The following is a 23281-nucleotide window of genomic DNA, read 5'->3' on the forward strand; positions in this document are numbered from 1 at the left end:
ACCGCCTGACCGGCCTGCGGCCGAATGTTCCCCGCCCACGCACCACCCGTTCACCGTCCGCCGACAAGCTGGGCTCTCCGGTGCGCCGGGCCCGCCGTCGGCGGCGATCGGTTTCGCCTGTTCCCCATGGGCGCGGGGTCGCCGACGGCGGGACACCCCCGAGGGAGAGTTCGCCTTTTCGGAGACAGTCACGGGTGGTGTGTGGGTGGGGGACGTCCGGCCGGAGGCCGGTGGAGCCCGGCGCCGCCGACGGCGGGACGACCCGCCGCAGAGCCCAGCCTGTTCGCAGGCAGTCACGGGTGGTGCGTGGGTGGGGGACGTCCGGCCGAAGGCCGGTGGAGCCCGGCGCCGCCAACGGCGGGACGGCCCTACGGGAGAGCTCGCCCGTTCGCAGGGAGTCACGGGTGGTGCGTGGGTGGGGGACGTCCGGCCGGAGGCCGGGGGAGCCCGGCGGCGCCTACGGGGGGACGGTGAACGGGTGGTGCGTGGGTGGGGGATGTCCGGCCGGGGGCCGGGGGTGGATGGGGCGGGGCGCGGGGGCCCGGGGCAAACCCGGGCGCGGGCATGGGGCCGGGCCCCATAGGATTGGGCCAAAACACACGCACTCACCCCCAGAGGATCGCTGCATGCCTGGCATCACGCGCGAGGAGGTCGCCCACCTCGCACGGCTGGCGCGTCTGGAGCTGAAGGGCGAAGAGCTCGACCACTTCGCAGGCCAGCTCGACGACATCATCGGCGCGGTCGCCCGCGTCAGCGAGGTCGCCGACCAAGACGTACCGCCGACCTCTCATCCGCTGCCGCTGACGAACGTCATGCGCGTGGACGAGGTCCGTCCGTCGCTCACCCCCGAGCAGGCGCTCTCCGGCGCCCCGGCCCAGGAGCAGCAGCGTTTCAAGGTGCCGCAGATCCTGGGGGAGGACTAATCACCATGACGGACACCAACGTCAACATCATCAAGCTCACCGCGGCCGAGATCGCCGAGAAGATCGCGGCCGGCGAGCTCACCGCCGTCGAGGTCACCGAGGCCCACCTCGCCCGGATCGACGCCGTCGACGAGAAGGTGCACGCCTTCCTGCACGTCGACCGCGAGGGCGCCCTCGCCCAGGCCCGTGCCGTGGACGCCAAGCGGGAGGCCGGCGAGAAGCTCGGCCCGCTCGCCGGCGTTCCGCTCGCGCTCAAGGACATCTTCACCACCGAGGGCATCCCGACCACCGTCGGCTCGAAGATCCTCGAAGGCTGGATCCCGCCGTACGACGCGACGCTCACCAAGCGGCTGAAGGCCGCCGACGTCGTCATCCTCGGCAAGACCAACATGGACGAGTTCGCCATGGGGTCCTCCACCGAGAACAGCGCGTACGGCCCGACCGGCAACCCCTGGGACCTCACCCGGATCCCCGGCGGCTCCGGCGGCGGCTCCTCCGCGGCCCTCGCCTCGTACCAGGCGCCGCTGGCCATCGGCACCGACACCGGCGGCTCGATCCGCCAGCCGGCCGCCGTCACCGGCACGGTCGGCGTCAAGCCGACGTACGGCGCGGTCTCCCGCTACGGCATGGTGGCGTTCTCCAGCTCCCTGGACCAGGGTGGCCCGTGCGCCCGTACGGTCCTCGACGCCGCCCTCCTGCACGAGGTCATCGCCGGGCACGACCCGCTCGACTCGACCTCCATCGACGCCCCGGTCCCGCCGGTCGTCGAGGCCGCCCGCAACGGCAGCGTCTCCGGCATGCGCGTCGGCGTCGTCAAGCAGTTCCGCGGCGAGGGCTACCAGGCCGGTGTCGTGCAGCGCTTCGACGAGGCCGTCACGATGCTCAAGGAGCTCGGCGCCGAGATCGTCGAGCTGGACTGCCCGTCCTTCGACCTGGCGCTCTCCGCGTACTACCTGATCGCCCCGTCCGAGTGTTCGAGCAACCTCGCCCGCTTCGACGGCCTGCGCTACGGCCTGCGCACGGGCGACGACGGCACGCGCTCCGCCGAGGACGTCACCGCCCTCACCCGCGAGGCCGGCTTCGGCCCCGAGGTCAAGCGCCGCGTCATGCTCGGCACGTACGCGCTCAGCTCCGGCTACTACGACGCGTACTACGGCAGCGCCCAGAAGGTCCGCACGCTCATCACGCGCGACTTCGAGAAGGCCTTCGAGCAGGTCGACGTGATCGTCTCGCCGACCACGCCGACCACCGCCTTCCCGATCGGCGAGCGCGCCGACGACCCGATGGCGATGTACCTCGCGGACCTGTGCACCATTCCGACCAACCTGGCCGGCAACTCCGCCATGTCGCTGCCCTGCGGTCTCGCCCCCGAGGACAACCTCCCGGTGGGCCTGCAGATCATCGCCCCGGCGCTGAAGGACGACCGTCTGTACAAGGTCGGAGCCGCCGTCGAGGCCGCCTTCGTGGAAAAGTGGGGCCACCCGCTGCTTGAGGAGGCTCCGTCGCTGTGAGCAAGGCAATGTCCAAGGCCAAGGGTTTCAAGAAGTCGAAGTCCGGCACGTATCTGTCCATGGCGGGCACGGCGTTCGGTGCCCTCGGTGTCGCGAAGCAGGTCAAGAGGGCCCGCAAGGAGAACGACACGCTGCGTCTCATCGACGCGGCCGTGTCCGCCGCCGCCATCGTCACCGGCCTCGCCATCCTCTACCGGGAGCTCAAGCGCCTGGGCGACGACGACGTCCTGCTGGGCTGAGAGGGAAGTTTTCACCGTGACCACCACGATCGACCTGGTGTCGTACGAGGACGCGCTCGCGTCGTACGACCCCGTCATGGGCCTCGAAGTCCATGTCGAACTCGGCACCAAGACGAAGATGTTCTGCGGCTGCTCGACCGAGCTGGGTGCCGAGCCCAACTCGCAGACGTGCCCGACGTGCCTCGGCATGCCCGGCGCCCTGCCGGTCGTCAACGCGACCGGCGTCGAGTCCGCCATCAAGATCGGCCTCGCGCTGCACTGCGAGATCGCCGAATGGTGCCGCTTCGCCCGGAAGAACTACTTCTATCCGGACATGCCGAAGAACTTCCAGACCTCGCAGTACGACGAGCCGATCGCCTTCAACGGCTATCTGGACGTCCAGCTCGAGGACGGCGAGGTCTTCCGCGTGGAGATCGAGCGCGCCCACATGGAGGAGGACACCGGCAAGTCGCTGCACGTCGGCGGTGCCACCGGCCGCATCCACGGCGCCTCGCACTCCCTGCTCGACTACAACCGCGCGGGCATCCCCCTCATCGAGATCGTCACCAAGCCGATCGAGGGCGCGGGCGAGCGGGCTCCCGAGGTCGCCAAGGCGTACGTCGCCGAGCTGCGCGAGCTCATCAAGGCGCTCGGTGTCTCCGAGGCCCGTATGGAGCAGGGCCAGATGCGCTGCGACGTGAACCTCTCGCTGCGCCCGCACGGGCGTGAGAAGTTCGGCACGCGCTCCGAGACGAAGAACGTCAACTCCCTGCGTTCCGTCGAGCGTGCCGCCCGCTTCGAGATCCAGCGCCACGCCGCGGTGCTGAACTCCGGCGGCACGATCATCCAGGAGACCCGCCACTTCCACGAGGACACCGGGTCCACGACCTCGGGCCGCGTGAAGGAGGAGGCGGAGGACTACCGGTACTTCCCGGAGCCCGACCTGGTCCCCGTCGCTCCGTCCCGCGAGTGGGTCGAGGAGCTGCGCGCCGGACTGCCCGAGCAGCCGCTGGCCCGCCGCAACCGGCTGCGCGAGGAGTGGGACGTCAACGCCCACGACATGCAGTCGATGCTCAACGCCGGTGCCATCGACTCGATCGTCGCGACGATCGAGGCCGGTGCCGACTCCGCCTCCGCCCGCAAGTGGTGGATGGGTGAGCTGGCCCGCAGCGCCAACGAGTCGGGCACGGCCCTGGAGGACCTGCCGATCACCCCGGCCCAGGTCGCCCGGGTGTCCGAGCTGGTCGCCGCCGGCGACCTGAACGACAAGCTGGCCCGTCAGGTCATCGAGGGCGTCCTCGCCGGCGAGGGCACCCCGGACGAGGTCGTCGACAAGCGCGGCCTGAAGGTCGTCTCGGACGAGGGCGCGCTGACCGCCGCCGTCGACGAGGCCATCGCCGGGAACGCGGGCATCGCCGACAAGATCCGTGGCGGCAAGGTCCAGGCCGTCGGCGCGCTCGTCGGGGCGGTCATGAAGGCCACCCGTGGCCAGGCCGACGCCGCGCGCGTCAAGGAGCTCATCCTGGAGAAGCTGGGCGTCTCCGAAGGCTGAGATCAGGGTTTTCCCACATCCCGGGGGGTGCGCCGCGACCGGTGCACCCCCCGGGGTCTGTGTCGGCGTGCTCAGGTCAACGCGCTACGCTCCCGCGCCATGAGTGGAAGCACCGACTCCGAGACGCACGACCGCACGACAGAAGCGCACGACCGTACGACGCAGGACGGCACGAGGCAGGACAGTACGACGCAGGACGGCACGACGCAGGACCGCGAGCCCCGCGACGCCGGGGCCGAGGACCCGGAGGCCCGGACCCCGGAGGCCCGGGATCCCGACCCGGCCGAGCGCGAGGACCAAGGCGAGGACCAGGACGAGGATCAAGGCGACGATCCGGAGGCGCGCCGGGCGCGCTGGACCGCAGTCGGGACCGGAGTCCTGCTGACCGTCGCCGGACTCGCCGCGTCGGTGATGCGCACCGGCGGCTCGGGCACCGCGCTCATACCCCTCTCCTATGCCTCGGGAGCCGTTCTGTGCGCCGGCGCGTCGGTGCTCGGCGCCAAGGGCCGCACCCGGCGGGCACTGTGGCTGATGATCGTCGGCGTGATGGTCATGGCTGTGGGTGACCAGTTGGACTGAGCTGTGACGGGCGGGGTGACCGGGGCCACGCGTATTCCCTGTGACATCGGACGCGGCCCTGTGAGTAAGCCCACGAATGCGACAAAGGATCACTTCCGGCTGCAAGAGTGATGACGCATTAGTCATGTGTTCTTTGCGGGCAATTCCCGGTAAAGATCCACAAATCCCCCGGGGAGCTCGTTCGTGGCAGCCCTTGCACGGTGGTGCGTCCAGCATCGCCTCATCGCCCTTCTGCTCTGGCTTGTGGCCTTCGGCGGGGTGACCGCTGCCGCGGCCGTGACGGGTTCCGCGTACTCCAACGACTACGAAGTCCCCGGCACCGAATCGGGCCGCGCGACGCAGCTCCTGAACAGCGGCTTCCCCGGACTCGGCGGCGACAGCGACACCGTCGTCTGGCACACCGGCTCGGGCACGGTCCGCTCCGCGGACGTCGAACAGTCGATGACCCGGGCCCTGGACAAGATCGAGAAGCTGCCCGGAGTGGCCTCCGTCGACAGCCCGTACACGCAGCAGGGATCGGGACGGACGGACTCGGACGGCCGGATCAGCCAGGACGGCCGGACGGCGTACGCCACCATCACCTTCGCCGACCGGGCCGAGGACCTCGACAAGGGCGAGGTGCAGGCCGTCGTCGACACCGCCAAGGACGCCGAGGCCAAGGGCCTCGACGTCGAGCTCGGCGGCACCGCGATCTCCCTCACCAAGCCGTCCGGCGGACACACGGCCGAGATCGTCGGCGTGGCCGTGGCCGCCGTGGTCCTCTTCCTCGCCTTCGGCTCGCTCGCCGCCTCCATGCTGCCCATCGCCACCGCCCTGGTCGGCGTCGGCACCGCCTACTTCGGCATCGTGCTCCTCGGACACGCCATGACCGTCGCCGACTTCGCACCCATGCTCGGCATGCTGGTGGGCCTCGGCGTCGGCATCGACTACGCGCTGTTCATCGTGACCAGACACCGGCGCGGCCTCAAACGCGGACTGACGGTGGCCGAGGCGGCCCAGAACGCCGTGGCGACCACCGGACGCGCGGTCGTCTTCGCCGGCGCCACCGTCTGCATCGCCCTGCTGGGCATGCTCATCCTCAGGCTCAGCTTCCTCAACGGTGTGGCGATCGCCGCCTCCCTGACCGTCGTGCTCACCGTCGCGGCCTCCGTGACCCTGCTGCCCGCGCTGCTCTCCTTCATCGGTCCGCGCGCGCTCAGCCGCCGCGAGCGGCGGCGGCTGGAGGAGCACGGGCCCGAGCCGGAGATGGCCACCGGGTTCGCCGCCCGCTGGTCCGCCTTCGTGGAGCGCCACCCCAAGCTGCTCGGCGTCGTGGCCGTCGTCGTGATGACCGTGCTCGCCCTCCCCACGCTCTCCCTCCACCTGGGCACGTCCGACCAGGGCAACGACCCGAGGACGACGACCACCCGGCAGGCGTACGACCTCGTCTCGGAGGGCTTCGGCCCCGGGGTGAACGGACCCCTGACCCTCGTCACCAAGGTCGGCGGCGCCGAGGACAGGCTCGCCCTGGACAACCTGGACTCCACGCTGCGCACCACCGAGGGCGTCGCCTCGGCGACCCCGGTGACGTACAACAGCGCCGGGGACACCGCCCTGCTCACCGTCGTCCCGGACTCCGCTCCGCAGTCCCAGAAGACCAGCGACCTCGTCGACCGGCTGCGCACGGACGTCCTGCCGCGCGCCGAGTCCGGCACCTCCCTCGACGTACAGGTCGGCGGTGTGACGGCGAGCTACGACGACTTCGCGGACGTCATCATCGGCAAGCTCCCGCTCTTCGTCGGTGTCGTGATCAGCCTCGGCTGTGTCCTGCTGCTGCTCGCGTTCCGTTCGATCGGCATCCCCCTCAAGGCCGCGGTCATGAACATCGCCGCCGTCGCCGCCGCCTTCGGAGTCGTCGTCGCGATCTTCCAGTGGGGCTGGGGGAGCGAACTGCTCGGCCTCGGCCGCGCCGGCCCGATCGAGCCGTTCCTCCCCGTGATCATGGTGTCGGTGCTCTTCGGGCTCTCCATGGACTACCAGGTGTTCCTGGTCAGCCGGATGTACGAGGAGTGGCTGGAGACCGGTGACAACCGGCGTGCCGTACGCGTCGGCCTCGCCGAGACCAGCCGGGTGATCAACTCCGCCGCCGTCATCATGATCTCGGTCTTCCTCGCCTTCGTGCTCAGCGGAGACCGCGTCATCGCGATGTTCGGCATCGCCCTGGCCGCCGCCGTGGCCCTGGACGCCTTCGTCCTGCGCACGCTCCTCGTCCCCGCCCTCATGCACCTGCTCGGCGACGCCAACTGGTGGCTGCCCCGGGCGCTCGACCGGAGGCTGCCGCGCATCAGCATCGAGCCGCCCGAATGCCGGGCCGCGCATGAGAGGCTGGCCGAGGCCACGGACGCCGAGGCGGCGGACGTACTGGGCCACGCGGCGGCCGGCGCCGTCCTGCGGGACGCCGAGGTACCGGACGCCGGGGCGAAGGACGTGACGATCAAGGAGCGGTGACGGGATGTACGCGATATCCCTGGGCGACGACGGAGCGCAGCTGCGGCCGCTGGAGCCCTGGCACGCCGAGGAGTTCCTCGCGCACCTGGACCGCGGACGCGAGTTCATCGGGCGGTTCATCCCCTTCGGGGCCCGGTCCACGGACGTGCCGTCCGCGCGGGCACAGCTCCAGAGGTACGCGGACATGCGCTGCGCGGACACCGGGTCCCTGCACGGACTGTGGCTCGACGGCAAACTCGTGGGCGGCGTGCTCTTCCTGAACTTCGACGCGGCCCAGGGCACCTGCGAGGTCGGCTGCTGGCTGGAACCCGCCGCCTCCGGCCGCGGTCTGGTCACCCGCGCGATGCGGATCCTCATCGACTGGGCGGTCGAGGAGCGCGGCATCCACCGCGTGGAGTGGGTCGCCGCGGCGGGCAACGTCCCGAGCCTGAACGTGGCCCGGCGCCTCGGCATGAGCCGGGACGGCGTGCTCCGCGAGAAGCATCCCCATCACGGCGTCCGGCACGACCTCGAGGTGTGGTCCCTGCTCGCCCCCGAGTGGCGTGCCGCACGCGCGGACACCGCTCCCGCGCATCGTTAAGGAAGCTCTCAGACATCGTCCGTACGGTGCCCGCATGGGAACCAAGACAGTTGACGAGGCCGGGGCCGAGACCGGTACCGAGGCGGAGCGCGACGAGCAGACCGTGGACGTCACCGAGGCCGGCACGGCCGCGGCGTCCACCGGCGAAGGGGCCGGGCCCGCGTCCGACACCGAGGCGCGGGACGAGGCCGACCAGGACGCCGACGAGCAGGACGAGGCCGACGAGGACGCCGACGAAGCCCTCGCCGCCGCCGAGGAGTCCGAGGCGGACCGGGACGGCGGTGTCGGCCAGGGTGCCGCCGCCGTGGTGTCCGCCGCCCTCGGCCTGGTGTCGCTGACCGGGAGCTGGGTCGCCACCGTGGCGGCCGCCCGCGAGACCCTGGTCGGCCAGCTCGAGACGTCGTCGACCGCGAGCGTGGCCACGCAGGTCAAGGAGGTCTACGGCGACGCCTGGGCGACCACCGCGCTGGTCGGCGGCCTCTTCGCGCTGGCCGCCCTGATCATCGGCGTCTTCGTGCTGGTCAGGCCCGCCTTCGGCGCCCCCGGCAGGCCGCAGGCCGCCTGGATCAAGTCCGTCGCCTGGGCGGGCGTCTCCCTCGGCGTCGTGGGTCTGGTGCTCGCCGTCGCCAAGTACTCCGACGTCCTCCTCGGACTGCCCTCCACGAGCTGAGTCCCGGGGCCGGGCAGGACCGGAGAACCGACACCTCAGAGGGGCCTTAGGGCCGGCACGGGAAACCGGCCGCCGCCCTAAGGCCCTTCGCGTTCCCAAGATGCGGAACTCTCCCGATGTGGCGCACCCCCCTGGGAGACGAAGGTTGAGGCATCGCGAACAAGCGAGACCGAAACCGACACTTCACGAGGGGTACGAGATGTTCGAGTTCGAGCTCCAGCAGGCCCGGTCCGAGGAAATGATCCGCAGGGCCCAGACCTACCGGCTCGCCAAGGAGGCCGCCGGCGGCCGCCGGGCCGCCCGCCGCGCCCAGCGGTCCGCACAGGGCGACACCGAACGGGCCCATAGCGACCGCCCCCGCAGGCACCGGTCGGCCCGCACCGCGTGAGCACCGGGGCACCCGTGGACGGCCGGGCACCCTCCGGCCGTCCACAGGCCGTGCGGGAGGGCCGTCCCGCGGCGGCCGGCCGCCTCCCACCGTCCACGGGCCGTCCGGCCGGCGGGGCACTGATCGCCGTCCCGGCGACCGGTGCCCCGCCGGCGGACGGCTGTGCCATGCTCGGGCCCGTGGAGACCAGGTCCGTCAGCCCGGTGTTCGTCGGACGCGCCGCCGAACTGGACGTGCTGAACGACGCGCTCGCCCGCGCCGCCGCCGGGGGAGAGCCACAGGCGTTCCTGCTCGGCGGCGAGGCCGGCGTCGGCAAGACCCGCTTCCTGGAGGAGTTCTCCGGCGCCGCCACCCGCGAGGGCGCCGTCGTCGCCTCCGGCGGCTGTGTAGAGATCGGCGCCGACGGCCTTCCCTTCGCACCCTTCTCCACCGCCCTGCGCGCCCTGCGCCGCGCCCTGCCCGGCGAACTGGCCGCCGCGGCCGCCGGACAGGAGGAGGAACTGGCCCGCCTCCTGCCCGAACTCGCGCAGACGACCCGGGAACGGCAGTACGAGGAGCACGGCATGGCCCGTCTCTTCGAACTCACAGCCCGCCTGCTGGAACGGGTCGCCGCGGACCGCACGGTCGTCGTCGTGCTCGAGGACCTGCACTGGGCCGACGCCTCCACCCGCCATCTGCTCGCCTACCTCTTCCGCACGCTGCGCAGCGGCCGTCTCGTCGTGATCGCCACCTACCGCGCCGACGACATCCACCGCCGCCATCCGCTGCGCCCCCTGCTCGCCGAACTCGACCGCCTGCGCACGGTCCGCCGCATCGACCTCGGCCGCTTCAACCGGGCCGAGGTCGGCCGCCAGATCGCCGGAATCCTCGCCCGCGAACCCGACACCGCCCAGGCCGACGAGATCTTCGCCCGCTCCGACGGCAACGCGTTCTTTGTCGAGGAACTCGCCGTCGCCGCCGGTGAAGGCTGTCGCACCGGACTCACGGACACCCTGCGCGACCTGCTCCTCGTCCGGGTCGAAGGACTGCCCGAGAGCGCCCAGCGGGTCGCCCGGATCGTCGCCGAGGGCGGCAGCACCGTCGAGTACCCGCTGCTCGCCGCCGTGGCCCGGCTCGCCGAGGACGACCTCATCGAGGCCCTGCGCGCCTGCGTCGGCGCCAACATCCTGATCGCCTCGCCCGGCGGCGACGGCTACCGCTTCCGCCACTCCCTGGTCCGCGAGGCCGTCAGCGACGACCTGCTGCCCGGCGAGCGCTCCCGCTTCAACCGCCGCTACGCCGAGGCCCTGGAGACCGACCCGGCGCTCGTACCGGCCGACGAACGCGTCACCCGGCTGGCCAGCTACTGGTACCACGCCCACGACGCCGCCAAGGCCCTGCCCGCCGTCCTCGACGCCTCGGTCGAGGCCCGCCGCCGGCACGCCCACTCCGAGCAACTGCGGCTCCTGGAGCGGGCGATGGAGCTGTGGGAGGCGGTCCCCGACACCGTACGGGCCGAACTGCGCCCCATCGACTACGTGGAGGCCTATCCCCCTCCGCTGCCCGACGGCCACGGAGACGTTCCCGCCGGCCCCGACTGCCCTTCCAAGCCCCTGAGTTACCTGGACCTGATGGCGGAGGCCGCTGTCGCCGGCCGGCTGTGCGGGGAACGCGAACGGGCCCTGAGGACGACCCGGCGGGCGCTGCACCTCCTGGAGGACGAGGGCGATCCGCTGCGCGCCGCCTGGTTCTGGATCCAGCGCTCCCGGCTCGTACAGGCGCAGGTCCGCGGCAACGGCTGGAAGGAACTCGCCACCGCCCAGGACCTGGTGCGCGGTCTGCCGCCCTCCCAGGTGCACGCCGAGGTGCTGTCCATGGTCGCCGCCTGGTGCATGGTCCACCAGCCGGGCCACGGAGCCCTCTCCGCCGCCGAACGCGCCGTGGAGTACGCGCACATGGTGGGCGCCCGGGACACCGAGCTGAACGCCCGGCTCACCCTCGGCGGCCTGATGGTCGACGCGGGGGACGTCGAGGCGGGACTCGCGGAGATGTACCGGGTCAGGGAGCGGGCCAACCGCCAGGGCGCCGCGTACGTCGTGGGCCGTCTGCACATCAACCTGCCCTCCCACCTGGAGTCGGTCGGCCGTTCCCGCGAGGCCGTCGCCATCCTCCGCGAGGGCATAGAACTCGCCTGCCGGAACGGCCTGCTGGACACCCAGGCCTGGGTCTGGGGCAACCTGTCCGAATCGCTGTACGCGCTCGGCCGCTGGGACGAGGCCGCCGAAGCCGCCCGCAACGCCCTGGCCATCGGACTCGGCGGCAAGGCCTCCGGGGTGGGCGCCTCCCGGCTCGCGCCCGTGGCCCTGGCCCGCGGTGACCTCGGCGAGGCGGGACGCCAACTGGCCGCCGCCCGCGAACACTTCGGCACCCATGACCCGATGCCCCAGCACTCCCTGCCGCTGCTGTGCACCACCATCGGCATCGCGGCGGGCGAGGGCCGCTTCCTCGACGCCCGCACCACCCTGGAGGAGGCCCTGGCCACCGGCTTCCCGCCCGGCACCCAGCGCTACGCCTGGCCGCTGCTGCTGGCCGCCGTCACCGCGGAGGCCGACGCCCGCGGCCTGCCCGTCGCCGCCCCCGGCCGCGCCCCCACCCTGGAACGCGTCCGCACGGCCGCGCGGACCCTGGCCACCGGGGCACCCGTCTGGAACGCCCACGCCGCATGGCTGGGCGCCGAACTCCGGCGGGCCGACGGCGCGATCAGCCCGGACCGGTGGTCCGAGGTGGTCGAGGCCGTCGAACCTCTGGAGCGCCCCTACGACCTCGCCCGGGTCCGCCTGCGTCTCGCCGAGTCCCTGCTGCTCACGGGCGCGGACGACCACGTGCGCGACCGCGCCGCGGAACTCCTGCGGCTGGCCGGCGCCGCCGCCGCACACCTCGGGGCACGCCCGCTCGCCGAGGCCGTCACGCTGCTCGCCCAGCGCGCCCGCCTCACCCTGGAGCACCTGCCCGAACCGTCCCGGGCCGCTCCGGCCGACCCCGCGGCCGCGTTCGGCCTCACGAGCCGCGAGCGCGACGTCCTGCGGCTGGTCGCCGCCGGGCGCAGCAACCGCCAGATCGCCGAGGAACTCTTCATCTCCCCGAAGACGGCCAGCGTCCACGTCTCGAACATCCTGGCCAAGCTGGACGTCTCGGGACGGGGCGAGGCGGCCGCGGTGGCCCACCGGCTCCGGCTCTTCCCGCCGGACACCCCGGCCACCCGGGCGGCCGGCTGAGGGCCGCACCCGGGGGAGACCGGGCCGGGGAACAGCGCGTTCGTCGTGGTCACCCTTCGGCCCGCCCGGGCGTCGCGTCGGCCCGCGGGCGCAGCGCGGTCACCCTTCGGCCCGCCCGATCGTCGCGCGGCAGCCGCCCCGGCCCGCCGCCGCCCTACTCCACCTCCAGCTCCAGGAGCCGGTCGTCGCCCTTCACGGGAGTGCCGCGGCCGTCGGTCTCGCTCGTCGTCAGCCAGAGCCGGTCCCCGCCCGCGGAGACGACCGTACGGAGGCGGCCGTACTTCCCCGAAAGGAAGGCCTGCGGCGCCGCGGACGCCTCGGTGCCGTTCAGCGGGATACGCCACAGGCGTTCGCCCCTCAGAGCCGCCATCCATATGGACCCCCCGGCGTAGGCGATCCCGCTCGGGGAGGCCTCGTCGGTCTTCCACTGCACGACCGGATCGTGGTACGCCGAGTTGTGGCTGATCCCTTCCACCACCGGCCAGCCGTAGTTGTCGCCCGGCTTGATCTGGTTCAGCTCGTCCCAGGTGTCCTGGCCGAACTCCGAGGCCCACAGCCGCTGTTTGTCGTCCCAGGCGAGCCCCTGGACGTTGCGGTGCCCGTACGAGTACACGACCGAGTCCGGGAACGGGTTGCCCGGCGCGGGCTCGCCCTCCGGCGTCATGCGCAGGATCTTCCCGCCGAGCGACTTCTTGTCCTGGGCCAGGCCCCGGTCGCCCGTCTCGCCCGCGCCCGCGTAGAGCATCCGGTCCGGACCGAAGGCGATCCGGCCGCCGTTGTGGATCATGCCCTTGGGAATACCCTTGAAGATCGTGTCGGGCGCGCCGAGCTGCTCGCCGGAGGGCTTCCGCTCGTCGTACAGCATGCGGACGATGCGGTTGTCGGAGACCGTGGTCAGATACGCGTAGATCATGTGGTCGGAGGCGTAGTCGGGCGAGAGCGCGATGCCGAGGAGGCCGCCCTCGCCGGCCGGGGCCACTCCGGGAACCTCGCCCAGCACGGTCTTCGCGCCGGTCTTCTCGTCGATCCGGGTGATCGTCCCCTTGTCCCGCGAGGACACCAGCAGGCCGCCGTCGGCCAGCGGCGCGAGGCCCCAGGGACTGTCCAGGCCCTCGGTGACGGTGCGCAGGACCTTCACCGAGCCCTTCGCCGGAGGGGTCTCACCGGTGGCGGTCGCGGTGGCGCTCGGGGCGGACGGCGCGTGGGACGACCCGCCCTGGATGCCGGGAGGCGTGCCCGAGCCGTCCGCGCCTCCCCCCTCCCCGGAAGAACAGCCGGCCGTCACCAGAAGCGCGCTCGCGGCCAACACGACTGTCACTGCTCGAACTTGCACCATCTGTGTCCCTTCGACGCGGCGGTCCTCCTGTTCATACACCGCTCGCGTCCCCCTGGGTTCCCGGTCCGGGCCGGGAGATCCGCGCCGGGCTCCGGAAGCGCCGTTCAGTCCCAGGATCCCAGCGCCCCCGGCAGCGCCGCCACCTCGGCGAGATCCTCCGCCGTCAGCCGCAGTCCGGCCGCCCCCGCGTTCTCGGCGACCCAGCGCTCCCGCTTGGCCCCCGGCACCGGGACGACGTGCGGCCCCTGCGCCAGGACCCACGCCAGCGCCACCTGCGCGGGCGTGACGGGACGGGCGCCGCCCCCGTGCCGCCGCGCGACGCGCCGCAGCCCCACGACGATGGGCTGGTTCGCGGCCATCATCTCCGCGGTGAAGCGGGGATGGCGGGCCCGGTGATCGTCGGGCTCGAAGCCCTCGCCGGGGGTCAGCGTCCCGGTCAGGAAGCCGTTGCCGAGCGGCATCGCCGCGAGGAACCCGACCCCGCGCGCCGCGCACCACGGCAGCAGCGCCTCCAGGGCCTCCGTCGACCACACCGACAGCTCGGCCTGCACCGTGCTCACCGGGAAGACCTGCTGCACCCGCTCCAGCAGCCGGATCGTTCCGTCGTGCAGCCGCGTCCCCGTCCGGCGGCCGGACCCGGCACCCACCGCGCACAGCCCGAGCGAGCGGACCTTTCCGGCCGCGACGAGCTCGGCCATCGCGCCCCACGTCTCCTCGACCGGTATCTCCGGGTCCGCGCGGTGGAGCTGGTAGAGGTCGATGACGTCCGTCTGGAGCCGGCGCAGCGACGCGTCGCACGCCCGCTTCACGTAGCCTGGGCGGCCGTTGGCCACGAGGTGCTGGTCACCCACCAGCAGACCTACCTTGGTCGACACGAAGGCCTCGGAGCGCCGTTCCCGCAGTACGCGTCCCACGAGCAGCTCATTGGTGAAGGGCCCGTACATGTCGGCCGTGTCGAGCAGCGTCGACCCCCGGTCCAGTGCCGCGTTCACCGCGCGCAGCGACTCCTCGCCGCGCTGTCGTGACCCGGTGTAAGCCCAGCTCATCGGCATGCATCCGAGTCCGACCGCCCCCACACCGAGCGCCGCGGCCCCGATCGTTCTGCGCTCCACCTGGCCGTGATCCTCCTTCTGCCGGCTCCCAACCTAACCTCTGCGCGCATGGGCGCCTGGCATAACCTCCTGACCATGACTTCCGATGTCTGGCTCCCCTTCCGCGCGGACGAGATCGACGGACTCCCCGAGGGCCTCAACTGTCTCTTCTGGGACGGCGGCCAGGAGTTTCCCGCGGATCCCGCCGACTGCGCGTTCTACGTCGTGCCCTACATGAAGCCGCCCGCCGTCTCGCAGCGGCCGATGGCCGAAATGACGTCGGTCCGCGTCGTGCAGACCCTCTCCGCCGGTGTCGACCACGTGCTGCCGAGCCTCAACTCCCTGCCCTCCGGCGTGGAGTTGTGCAACGCCCGCGGGGTGCACGAGGCGAGCACCGCCGAACTCGCGCTCGCCCTGATCCTCGCCTCGCTGCGCGGCATCCCCGACTTCGTGCGGGGCCAGGACAAGCAGGAGTGGCGCTCGGGCTTCCGTCCCTCGCTGGCCGACAAGTCCGTTCTCATCGTGGGGTACGGCTCGATCGGCGCCGCCATCGAGGACAGGCTCGCGCCGTTCGAGCTCGCACGGGTGGCGCGCGTCGCACGCTCCGCCCGCGCCACCGCGCGCGGTCCCGTGCGCCCCCTCACCGAACTGCCCTCCCTGTTGCCCGAGTTCGACGTCGTCGTGCTGTCCGTACCGCTCACCGACGGCACCCGCGGCCTGGTGGACGCCGGCTTCCTGTCCCGGATGAAGGACGGCGCGCTCCTGGTGAACATGGCCCGCGGACCCGTCGTCGACACCGACGCGCTGCTCGGCGAGCTGAAGAGCGGGCGCATCACCGCGGCCCTCGACGTCACCGACCCCGAACCGCTCCCGCCGGGCCACCCGCTGTGGCAGGCGCCCGGGGTGCTCATCAGCCCCCATGTCGGGGGGCCCACATCGGCGTTCTGGCCCCGCGCGAAGCGGCTGCTCGCCGATCAGCTCACCCGCTTCGTGAACCGGGAGCCGTTGCGCAACGTGGTCATTACCACCGGCACCTGAGCGACGCCCTGTCCGCTCGCCGCCCGCCTCGGGCACTCTCCGCAGTTCTCCGGATGCGGGCAGTACCGGCATAGTCCCTGGTCGTCACGGAGCGTAGAGGAACTATGTCCCTGAGTGACGAGACTGGTGTATCGTCCGGACAGGGGCTGCGCCGCGCACCGTTCGGCGCCGGGGACGGACTTTGAGACTGCGAGGGGGGCGACGGGCGATGCACGGCCTATGGACCAACGATCCGACGCGGCGGGGCCGCCGCCGACGACCCTGGCGCGCGGCCACGCACAGCCGCGGTCACGGCAGCCATCACCACCGCAGGCATCCGGGCCGCCGGAGGCACGGGCACCCGGCGGGCCGGGACCGGCTGGACCCCGGGGCGCGGACAGGGTGGGCCCGGTGAGCTCCCCAGGAGCGCTGGTGACCCGTCGGACGGTGTTCGACGGCGGGACGGGCCTGTTCTCGCAACTCGTGCTGGCCCTGGTGTGCGCGGCCTACGCCGTCGGTTCCGCGCTCGGCTGGGGCTCCACACATCTCGCCCTGGTCATGGGCGACTTCGGGCTGAGCGTCGCCGCGGGCACCGCGGCGGTCTCCTGTTTCCTCTACGCCCGCAGGCGCCGAAGCCGCTTTCGGCCCGCGTGGCTGCTGTTCGCGCTCTCCTCGGCGATGGCCTCGCTCGGCAACCTGGTCTGGGGGTGGTACGAGGTGGTCCTCGACCGTCCCGTGCCCACCCCGAGCTACGCCGATCTCTTCTTCCTCTGTTTCGCCCCGCCCGCCATCGTGGGACTGCTGGTGCTCGCCAAGCGGCCGGTCACCAAGGCGGGCTGGGTGTGCCTCGTGCTGGACGCCTGGCTGATCGGCGGATCGCTGCTCACCCTGTCCTGGAGTCTGGCGCTCGCGCAGGCCGCGCGGTTCGACGGGCCGAGCGTCGCCCACACCGCGCTTTCGCTCGCGTACCCGCTGCTGGACATCGCGCTCGTCAGCATGGTGCTCGCCCTGCACTTCAGGCGCTCCTCGGTGAACCGGTCGGCGGTGAACACGGCGATCGGGGCGCTCGCCCTGACGGTGATGTGCGACGCGTTGTTCACCTCGCCGCTCCTGCACAACAGCTACCACTCGGGCCAGCTCCTCGACGCGGGCTGGTTCGCCGGCTCGCTGCTCCTCGCCTACGCTCCCTGGGTCGTCACCCGGCAGGGGAGCGAGGCCGGGGAGCGGACCGGCGAGGAGCACGCCACCGACGAGCACGGCATCGACGTCTACGGCCCGGACCCGCGCGGACCCGGGCCCCGGGGCCCGGAACGCCGCGGACCGGACCCGGGCGGGCCGGACGCACAGGGCTCGCGGGAGCACGCCCGCGTGGCGTCGGAGGGCATTCCCGGGCAGCGCAGGGAAGGGCAGTACGGACCCCCGGGGAGCCACGCCTCGCCCGGACCCCAGGACACCCGTCCGCCGTACGGACCGGGAGGCGCGCAGGAGCAGCCCGGCACCCACGACGGCCAGGGGCGGCAGGAGCAGCCGGACCCCGGCGACGCAGGCCGGGGCGGACCCGCGCCCGAGGGCTCCCGGGGCCCCGACCGCTCTCCGGCGGCGGCGCGTCCGATCACCGGCTCGCTGGCCGCCCTGACGCCCTATCTGGCCGCCGCCGTCTGCACGCTGGGGATCCTGTACAACATCCTGAACGGGCGCAGGGTGGACCGCGTGGTGCTCGTCACCGCCGGCCTCGTCGTCCTCGCCCTCGTGGTGCGCCAGGGCATCATGCTGCTCGACAACATCACCCTCACCCAGGAACTGGCCCAGAAGGAGAACCACTTCCGCTCCCTGGTGCAGGGTTCGAGCGACGTCATCATGATCGCCGCGCCGAACGGCATCCTGAGATACGTCAGCCCGGCCGCCGCCGGGGTCTACGGCCGGGCCGCCGAGGACCTGGTCGGCTCCGAACTCGCCTCCCTCATCCACCCCGAGGACCTCGGCTGCGTGGTCCACGAGGTACGGCGCTTCCTCGCCGCCAGCCAGACCGAGGAACCCACGACGCGGATCGAGTGCAGGTTCCGGTCCGGCGACGACGGCTGGCTGAACGTGGAGTCCACCGTCAACCGGCACCACGGCGGCCTCATCTTCAACAGCCGTGACGTCACCGAACGCGTGCGGCTCCAGGCGCAGTTGCAGCACAACGCCGAGCACGACCCGCTCACCGACCTGCCCAACCGCGCGCTGTTCACCCGGCGCGTCCAGCAGGCCCTGTCCGGGCGCCGCTCCACAGACCGGGGGACCGCCGTCCTCTTCATCGACCTCGACGGCTTCAAGGCGGTCAACGACACCATCGGGCACCAGGCCGGCGACGAACTGCTCGTCCAGGCCGCCCGCAGACTCCAGGACTCCGTCCGGCACGGCGACTGCGCCGCCCGGCTCGGCGGGGACGAGTTCGCGGCCCTGATCGTCGGTGACGGAGGCCGCGACCGCTCGGCCCGTGAGCAGCAGGTACGGGAACTCGCCGACCGTCTGCGGATCAGGCTCTCCCAGCCGTACTGTATCGACGGCAACGATGTCCGGGTCGCCGCGTCCATCGGCGTCGGCTTCGCCGAACCGGGCCTGGGCGCCGGTGAGCTGCTGCGCAACGCCGACCTCGCCATGTACCGCGCCAAGGCGGCCGGGAAGGGGCGCGTGGAGCTCTACGTGCCCCAGATGCAGCAGGACGTGGTCCGCAGGGCGGAACTGGCGACCCGGCTGCGCTCCGCACTGCAGGACGGCGAGTTCGCCCTGCTGCACCAGCCCGTGGTGTCGCTGGAGAACGGCCGGATCGCGTCCGTCACCGCACAGGCGCGCTGGCGTTCCTCCCAAGGGGTGCTCTTCACGCCCGCCGAGTTCCTGCGGGTCGCCGAGGACAGCGAGCGGACCGCCGAGCTCGGCCGCTGGATGCTCGACGAGGCCGTCGGCCAGGCCGCCGAGCGCACCGCCGCCGGTGTCGCCGTGCCGGTCACCGTCCGTATGACCGCCCGGCGTCTGGTGGACCGCTCGATGCCGCTCGGCTCCGTGGAGTCCCTGCTGACCCGGCACGGCCTCGCCTCGGGCGGCCTGATCGTCGAACTGTCCGACACCGACCCGAGGGTCCCGCTGGACGAGCTGGAGCGCCGGCTGAACGCGCTCAGGCGTCTCGGTGTGCGGATCGCCCTGGACGGCTTCGGCAGCGGCTACGCGGCGATCACGGCACTGAGACGGCTCCCGGTCGACGTCCTGCGCCTCGACAGGAGTCTGGTCGAAGGGGTCGTCGAGTCCGCCCGGCTGCACAAGATCACCAGTGGGCTGCTGCGGATCGCCGCCGATCTGGGACTCCAGTCCGTGGCCGACGGGGTGGATCTCCCGGAGCAGGTCGTCGCCCTGCGCGCGATGGGCTGCACCCATGGGCAGGGCATGGCGTTCTCCGGGCCGCTGGACGAGTACCGGCTGCGCAGAGCGCTCTCTTCCGGCCACTATCCGGTGCCCGACGGCCCTGCCGAGCCGGTGTTCGCGGGCGGCGGGGGCGCGGGGGTGTATACGAGTGGAGTGCCTGTCGTCCTGGGGGGCGGAACCGCCCTCCGCTCACATAATGAGACTCCCGTCCCACCCACTTGACAGTCGGTGCGTGCCGGGGGGAGGGTCAATGCCATGCGCACCCGAATTCTCGTACTTGGAAAGCGCGTCGGCTGAAGTCAGGTGGCCTCCGGAAGGATCCGGAACACCCGGCGACCGCACCCGGCGCGCTCCCCTCGCTTGCCTCACGGCACGAGGGGTTTTTTGTTGCACAGGCAGCAGTCGTACACCGCACAAAAGTCGCAAAAACCCTCAGCATCGAGAAGAGAATGCCGATGACCGAGCAGGCCACCGGGGCCCACCATCCGCAGCCGCGGCCCCGTTCCGGAGGACAGCAGTCCGCCCCCGAGCACGTCACGGGCGCGCAGTCCCTCATCCGCTCGCTCGAGGAGGTCGGGGCCGAGACCGTATTCGGCATTCCCGGCGGTGCGATCCTTCCGGCGTACGACCCGCTGATGGACTCCAAGCGGGTGCGGCACGTGCTCGTGCGCCACGAGCAGGGCGCAGGCCACGCGGCCACCGGCTACGCGCAGGCCACCGGCAAGGTCGGTGTCTGCATGGCGACCAGCGGCCCCGGCGCGACCAACCTGGTCACCCCGATCGCCGACGCGCACATGGACTCGGTGCCGCTCGTGGCGATCACCGGGCAGGTCGCGTCCAAGGCGATCGGCACGGACGCCTTCCAGGAGGCGGACATCGTCGGCATCACGATGCCGGTCACCAAGCACAACTTCCTGGTCACCCGGGCCGAGGACATCCCGCGGACGATCGCGGAGGCCTTCCACATCGCCTCCACCGGCCGGCCCGGCCCCGTCCTCGTCGACATCGCCAAGGACGCCCTCCAGGCCAAGACCACCTTCCAGTGGCCGCCCACCCAGGACCTGCCCGGCTACCGTCCGGTGACCAAGCCGCACGCCAAGCAGATCCGCGAGGCCGCCAAGCTGCTCAGCCAGGCCAAGCGGCCCGTGCTGTACGTCGGCGGCGGCGTCCTCAAGGCGCACGCCACCGCAGAGCTGAAGGTCCTCGCCGAACTCACCGGAGCGCCCGTCACCACCACCCTGATGGCGCTCGGCGCGTTCCCCGACAGCCACCCGCTGCACGTGGGAATGCCGGGCATGCACGGTTCGGTCACCGCCGTCACCGCGCTGCAGAAGGCCGACCTGATCGTCGCCCTCGGAGCCCGCTTCGACGACCGCGTCACCGGCAAGCTGGACAGCTTCGCCCCGTTCGCCAAGATCGTCCACGCCGACATCGACCCGGCCGAGATCGGCAAGAACCGCGCCGCGGACGTGCCGATCGTCGGAGACGCCCGCGAGGTCATCGCCGATCTGGTCCAGGCGGTCCAGAAGGAGCACAGCGAGGGGAACGCCGGCGACTACACCGCCTGGTGGAGCGACCTCAACCGCTGGCGCGAGACCTACCCGCTCGGCTACGAGCAGCCCGACAACGGCCAGCTCTCGCCGCAGCAGGTCATCGAGCGCATCGGACAGCTCGCCCCGGAGGGCACGATCTTCGCGGCCGGCGTCGGCCAGCACCAGATGTGGGCCGCCCACTACATCCAGTACGAGCAGCCCTCCACCTGGCTGAACTCCGGCGGCGCCGGAACGATGGGCTACGCGGTCCCGGCCGCCATGGGCGCCAAGGCGGGACAGCCGGACCGCACGGTCTGGGCGGTCGACGGCGACGGCTGTTTCCAGATGACCAACCAGGAACTCACCACCTGCGCCCTGAACAACATCCCGATCAAGGTCGCCATCATCAACAACGGCGCCCTCGGGATGGTCCGCCAGTGGCAGACCCTCTTCTACAACCAGCGCTACTCCAACACCGTGCTGCACAGCGGCCCGGACGCGGACGGCAAGCAGCCGAGCGCCGGCACCCGCGTCCCGGACTTCGTCAAGCTGTCGGAGGCGATGGGCTGCCACGCCATCCGCTGCGAGTCCCCGGACGACCTCGACAAGGTGATCGAGGAGGCGAACTCGATCAACGACCGCCCGGTCGTGGTCGACTTCATCGTCCACGAGGACGCGATGGTGTGGCCGATGGTCGCCGCCGGCACCTCCAACGACGAGGTCATGTTCGCCCGGGACGTCCGCCCCGACTTCGGCGACAACGAAGACGACTGAGAGAGAGCCGAGTCAGACCCATGAGCAAGCACACCCTCTCCGTCCTCGTCGAGAACAAGCCCGGTGTCCTCGCCCGGATCACCGCCCTGTTCTCCCGGCGCGGCTTCAACATCGACTCCCTCGCCGTGGGGGTCACCGAGCACCCCGAGATCTCCCGCATCACCATCGTGGTGAACGTGATCGAGGAACTTCCCCTCGAACAGGTCACCAAGCAGCTCAACAAGCTCGTCAACGTCCTGAAGATCGTCGAACTGGAACCCGGTTCGGCCGTTCAGCGGGAACTCGTTCTGGTGAAGGTGCGCGCCGACAACGAGACGCGCTCCCAGATCGTCGAGATCGTGCAGCTGTTCCGCGCCAAGACCGTGGACGTCTCCCCGGAGGCCGTCACGATCGAGGCCACCGGCGGCGCCGACAAGCTGGAGGCCATGCTCAAGATGCTGGAGCCGTTCGGCATCAAGGAGCTCGTCCAGTCCGGCACGATCGCGATCGGACGCGGGGCGCGTTCGATCACCGACCGCTCGCTGCGCGCGCTGGACCGGTCGGCCTAGGCAGGCAGTCCCCCGGTATACGGGCGGGCCGCCCACCCGGCCCGCCCGTATACCGAGACCCGAGAACTTCACTTCCCCCGCCCGCCGTACGGTGGGACGCAACACCGGAAATACCGGAAAACAAGGAGAACCCCAGTGGCCGAGCTGTTCTACGACGACGACGCAGACCTGTCCATCATCCAGGGCCGCAAGGTCGCGGTCATCGGCTACGGCAGCCAGGGCCACGCCCACGCGCTGTCCCTGCGTGACTCGGGTGTCGACGTCCGCGTCGGTCTGCACGAGGGCTCCAAGTCCAAGGCGAAGGCCGAGGAGCAGGGCCTGCGCGTGGTGACCCCGTCGGAGGCCGCCGCCGAGGCCGACGTCATCATGATCCTGGTGCCGGACCCGATCCAGGCCCAGGTCTACGAGGAGTCCATCAAGGACAACCTCAAGGACGGCGACGCGCTGTTCTTCGGTCACGGCCTGAACATCCGCTACGGCTTCATCAAGCCCCCGGCCGGCATCGACGTCTGCATGGTCGCCCCCAAGGGCCCCGGCCACCTCGTGCGCCGCCAGTACGAAGAGGGCCGCGGCGTCCCCTGCATCGCGGCCGTCGAGCAGGACGCGACCGGCGACGCCTTCGCGCTCGCCCTCTCGTACGCCAAGGGCATCGGCGGCACCCGCGCCGGCGTCATCAAGACCACCTTCACCGAGGAGACCGAGACCGACCTGTTCGGTGAGCAGGCCGTCCTCTGCGGTGGCACCGCCGCCCTGGTCAAGGCCGGCTTCGAGACGCTGACCGAGGCGGGCTACCAGCCGGAGATCGCGTACTTCGAGTGCCTGCACGAGCTGAAGCTCATCGTCGACCTCATGTACGAGGGCGGCCTGGAGAAGATGCGCTGGTCCGTCTCCGAGACCGCCGAGTGGGGCGACTACATCACCGGCCCCCGCATCATCACGGACGCCACCAAGGCCGAGATGAAGCAGGTCCTCGCCGAGATCCAGGACGGCACGTTCGCCCGTAACTGGATGGACGAGTACCACTCGGGCCTGAAGAAGTACAACGAGTACAAGACCCAGGACGAGAACCACCTCCTGGAGACCACCGGCAAGGAGCTGCGCAAGCTCATGTCGTGGGTCAACGACGACGAGGCGTAAGCCGCAGGAAGGGGCCGGAGCGGCATGCTCCGGCCCCTTCGTCGAACCCCGGGTAACGCCCGTGGCCACGGTGTTGGACATCCCGTCCAGCCACGGACGGGTGATCCTTCCGCGGAGGCGCAGGACGACCTCCGCGGCGCCACTACACTGCACAGCAACAACGCGTCAGGCCCACAGCGTCGTGCGTCTTCCACGCGGCTCGAGCGACCCCCAAGAAGTGCAGGCACACCCCGGGGCCGCTGCAAACCCTCCACCGCCTGCGGCCGTCGGGACGGCCGTCCGCAT

At 71.7% G+C, this 23281-nt stretch carries 17 protein-coding genes; 15 read left to right on the plus strand and 2 right to left on the minus strand.

Translation table 11 applies throughout. From position 1 onward, the window contains the following. Window positions 1–626: 626 nt before the first annotated feature. The 10 genes from gatC to ACFYYF_RS36040 all read left to right on the plus strand — a co-directional run bounded on the left by gatC (window position 627) and on the right by ACFYYF_RS36040 (window position 12162). Complete coding sequence (gatC, locus tag ACFYYF_RS35995; protein WP_037622623.1) at window positions 627–923, plus strand: Asp-tRNA(Asn)/Glu-tRNA(Gln) amidotransferase subunit GatC; 297 nt, start codon at window positions 627–629, stop codon at window positions 921–923. 5 nt (window positions 924–928) lie between these two features. Continuing rightward, entirely contained in the window at window positions 929–2434 is a 1506-nt protein-coding gene (gene gatA / locus ACFYYF_RS36000) for an Asp-tRNA(Asn)/Glu-tRNA(Gln) amidotransferase subunit GatA (protein ID WP_388782441.1), read from the plus strand. Window positions 2435–2442: 8 nt separating this feature from the next. Further along, complete coding sequence (locus tag ACFYYF_RS36005; protein WP_361693558.1) at window positions 2443–2673, plus strand: hypothetical protein; 231 nt, start codon at window positions 2443–2445, stop codon at window positions 2671–2673. Between the two features lie 16 nt (window positions 2674–2689). After that, window positions 2690–4204, plus strand: coding sequence for an Asp-tRNA(Asn)/Glu-tRNA(Gln) amidotransferase subunit GatB (gatB, locus tag ACFYYF_RS36010; RefSeq protein WP_388782444.1), 1515 nt, complete (start codon window positions 2690–2692; stop codon window positions 4202–4204). 99 nt (window positions 4205–4303) lie between these two features. Continuing rightward, window positions 4304–4783 carry a hypothetical protein gene (locus ACFYYF_RS36015; protein ID WP_388782446.1) on the plus strand — a complete coding sequence of 160 codons (480 nt, stop codon included), beginning with the start codon at window positions 4304–4306 and terminating at the stop codon, window positions 4781–4783. Between the two features lie 183 nt (window positions 4784–4966). Beyond that, window positions 4967–7270: an MMPL family transporter gene (locus tag ACFYYF_RS36020; RefSeq protein WP_388782449.1), complete on the plus strand. Its 2304-nt coding sequence runs from the start codon at window positions 4967–4969 to the stop codon at window positions 7268–7270. A 4-nt stretch (window positions 7271–7274) separates the two neighbouring features. Beyond that, complete coding sequence (locus ACFYYF_RS36025) at window positions 7275–7850, plus strand: GNAT family protein (protein ID WP_361692694.1); 576 nt, start codon at window positions 7275–7277, stop codon at window positions 7848–7850. Between the two features lie 34 nt (window positions 7851–7884). Further along, a complete protein-coding gene (locus tag ACFYYF_RS36030; RefSeq protein ID WP_388782453.1) occupies window positions 7885–8520 on the plus strand; it encodes a hypothetical protein in 636 nt (211 codons plus the stop codon). 199 nt (window positions 8521–8719) lie between these two features. After that, complete coding sequence (locus ACFYYF_RS36035) at window positions 8720–8908, plus strand: hypothetical protein (RefSeq protein WP_361692689.1); 189 nt, start codon at window positions 8720–8722, stop codon at window positions 8906–8908. 167 nt (window positions 8909–9075) lie between these two features. Beyond that, window positions 9076–12162 (plus strand): AAA family ATPase, encoded by a 3087-nt coding sequence (locus ACFYYF_RS36040; protein ID WP_388782456.1) that lies wholly within the window; start codon window positions 9076–9078, stop codon window positions 12160–12162. Between the two features lie 154 nt (window positions 12163–12316). On the opposite strand, the gene ACFYYF_RS36045 is transcribed toward ACFYYF_RS36040, so the two are convergent. Both ACFYYF_RS36045 and ACFYYF_RS36050 read right to left on the minus strand, forming a co-directional pair. Beyond that, window positions 12317–13498 carry a PQQ-dependent sugar dehydrogenase gene (locus tag ACFYYF_RS36045; protein WP_388782459.1) on the minus strand — a complete coding sequence of 394 codons (1182 nt, stop codon included), beginning with the start codon at window positions 13496–13498 and terminating at the stop codon, window positions 12317–12319. Between the two features lie 104 nt (window positions 13499–13602). After that, window positions 13603–14610, minus strand: a complete 1008-nt coding sequence (locus ACFYYF_RS36050; RefSeq protein ID WP_388782462.1) for an aldo/keto reductase — start codon at window positions 14608–14610, stop codon at window positions 13603–13605. A 75-nt stretch (window positions 14611–14685) separates the two neighbouring features. Between ACFYYF_RS36050 and ACFYYF_RS36055 the strand changes: the two genes are divergently transcribed. The 5 genes from ACFYYF_RS36055 to ilvC all read left to right on the plus strand — a co-directional run bounded on the left by ACFYYF_RS36055 (window position 14686) and on the right by ilvC (window position 22996). Continuing rightward, on the plus strand, window positions 14686–15627 hold the full coding sequence (locus ACFYYF_RS36055) for a 2-hydroxyacid dehydrogenase (protein ID WP_388782465.1): 942 nt from the start codon (window positions 14686–14688) through the stop codon (window positions 15625–15627). A 219-nt stretch (window positions 15628–15846) separates the two neighbouring features. Further along, window positions 15847–19227, plus strand: a complete 3381-nt coding sequence (locus tag ACFYYF_RS36060) for an EAL domain-containing protein (RefSeq protein WP_388782468.1) — start codon at window positions 15847–15849, stop codon at window positions 19225–19227. A gap of 227 nt (window positions 19228–19454) precedes the next feature. After that, on the plus strand, window positions 19455–21311 hold the full coding sequence (locus ACFYYF_RS36065) for an acetolactate synthase large subunit (protein WP_361692672.1): 1857 nt from the start codon (window positions 19455–19457) through the stop codon (window positions 21309–21311). 20 nt (window positions 21312–21331) lie between these two features. Next, the gene (gene ilvN / locus ACFYYF_RS36070; protein WP_037622651.1) at window positions 21332–21859 is read left to right on the plus strand and encodes an acetolactate synthase small subunit; all 528 of its coding nucleotides are present in this window, start codon (window positions 21332–21334) and stop codon (window positions 21857–21859) included. Window positions 21860–21994: 135 nt separating this feature from the next. Further along, entirely contained in the window at window positions 21995–22996 is a 1002-nt protein-coding gene (ilvC, locus tag ACFYYF_RS36075; RefSeq protein ID WP_361692669.1) for a ketol-acid reductoisomerase, read from the plus strand. Window positions 22997–23281: the final 285 nt, after the last annotated feature.

It is taken from the genome of Streptomyces sp. NPDC001914 (genome assembly GCF_042891215.1).
Classification (GTDB): domain Bacteria; phylum Actinomycetota; class Actinomycetes; order Streptomycetales; family Streptomycetaceae; genus Streptomyces.

Coding starts and splice junctions, on each gene's coding strand:
- gatC (WP_037622623.1), top strand. CDS start 627: ATGCCTGGCATCACGCGCGAGGAGGTCGCCCACCTCGCACGGCTGGCG.
- gatA (WP_388782441.1), top strand. CDS start 929: ATGACGGACACCAACGTCAACATCATCAAGCTCACCGCGGCCGAGATC.
- ACFYYF_RS36005 (WP_361693558.1), top strand. CDS start 2,443: ATGTCCAAGGCCAAGGGTTTCAAGAAGTCGAAGTCCGGCACGTATCTG.
- ACFYYF_RS36015 (WP_388782446.1), top strand. CDS start 4,304: ATGAGTGGAAGCACCGACTCCGAGACGCACGACCGCACGACAGAAGCG.
- ACFYYF_RS36025 (WP_361692694.1), top strand. CDS start 7,275: ATGTACGCGATATCCCTGGGCGACGACGGAGCGCAGCTGCGGCCGCTG.
- ACFYYF_RS36030 (WP_388782453.1), top strand. CDS start 7,885: ATGGGAACCAAGACAGTTGACGAGGCCGGGGCCGAGACCGGTACCGAG.
- ACFYYF_RS36035 (WP_361692689.1), top strand. CDS start 8,720: ATGTTCGAGTTCGAGCTCCAGCAGGCCCGGTCCGAGGAAATGATCCGC.
- ACFYYF_RS36040 (WP_388782456.1), top strand. CDS start 9,076: ATGCTCGGGCCCGTGGAGACCAGGTCCGTCAGCCCGGTGTTCGTCGGA.
- ACFYYF_RS36045 (WP_388782459.1), bottom strand. CDS start 13,498: ATGGTGCAAGTTCGAGCAGTGACAGTCGTGTTGGCCGCGAGCGCGCTT.
- ACFYYF_RS36055 (WP_388782465.1), top strand. CDS start 14,686: ATGACTTCCGATGTCTGGCTCCCCTTCCGCGCGGACGAGATCGACGGA.
- ACFYYF_RS36060 (WP_388782468.1), top strand. CDS start 15,847: ATGGACCAACGATCCGACGCGGCGGGGCCGCCGCCGACGACCCTGGCG.
- ACFYYF_RS36065 (WP_361692672.1), top strand. CDS start 19,455: ATGCCGATGACCGAGCAGGCCACCGGGGCCCACCATCCGCAGCCGCGG.
- ilvN (WP_037622651.1), top strand. CDS start 21,332: ATGAGCAAGCACACCCTCTCCGTCCTCGTCGAGAACAAGCCCGGTGTC.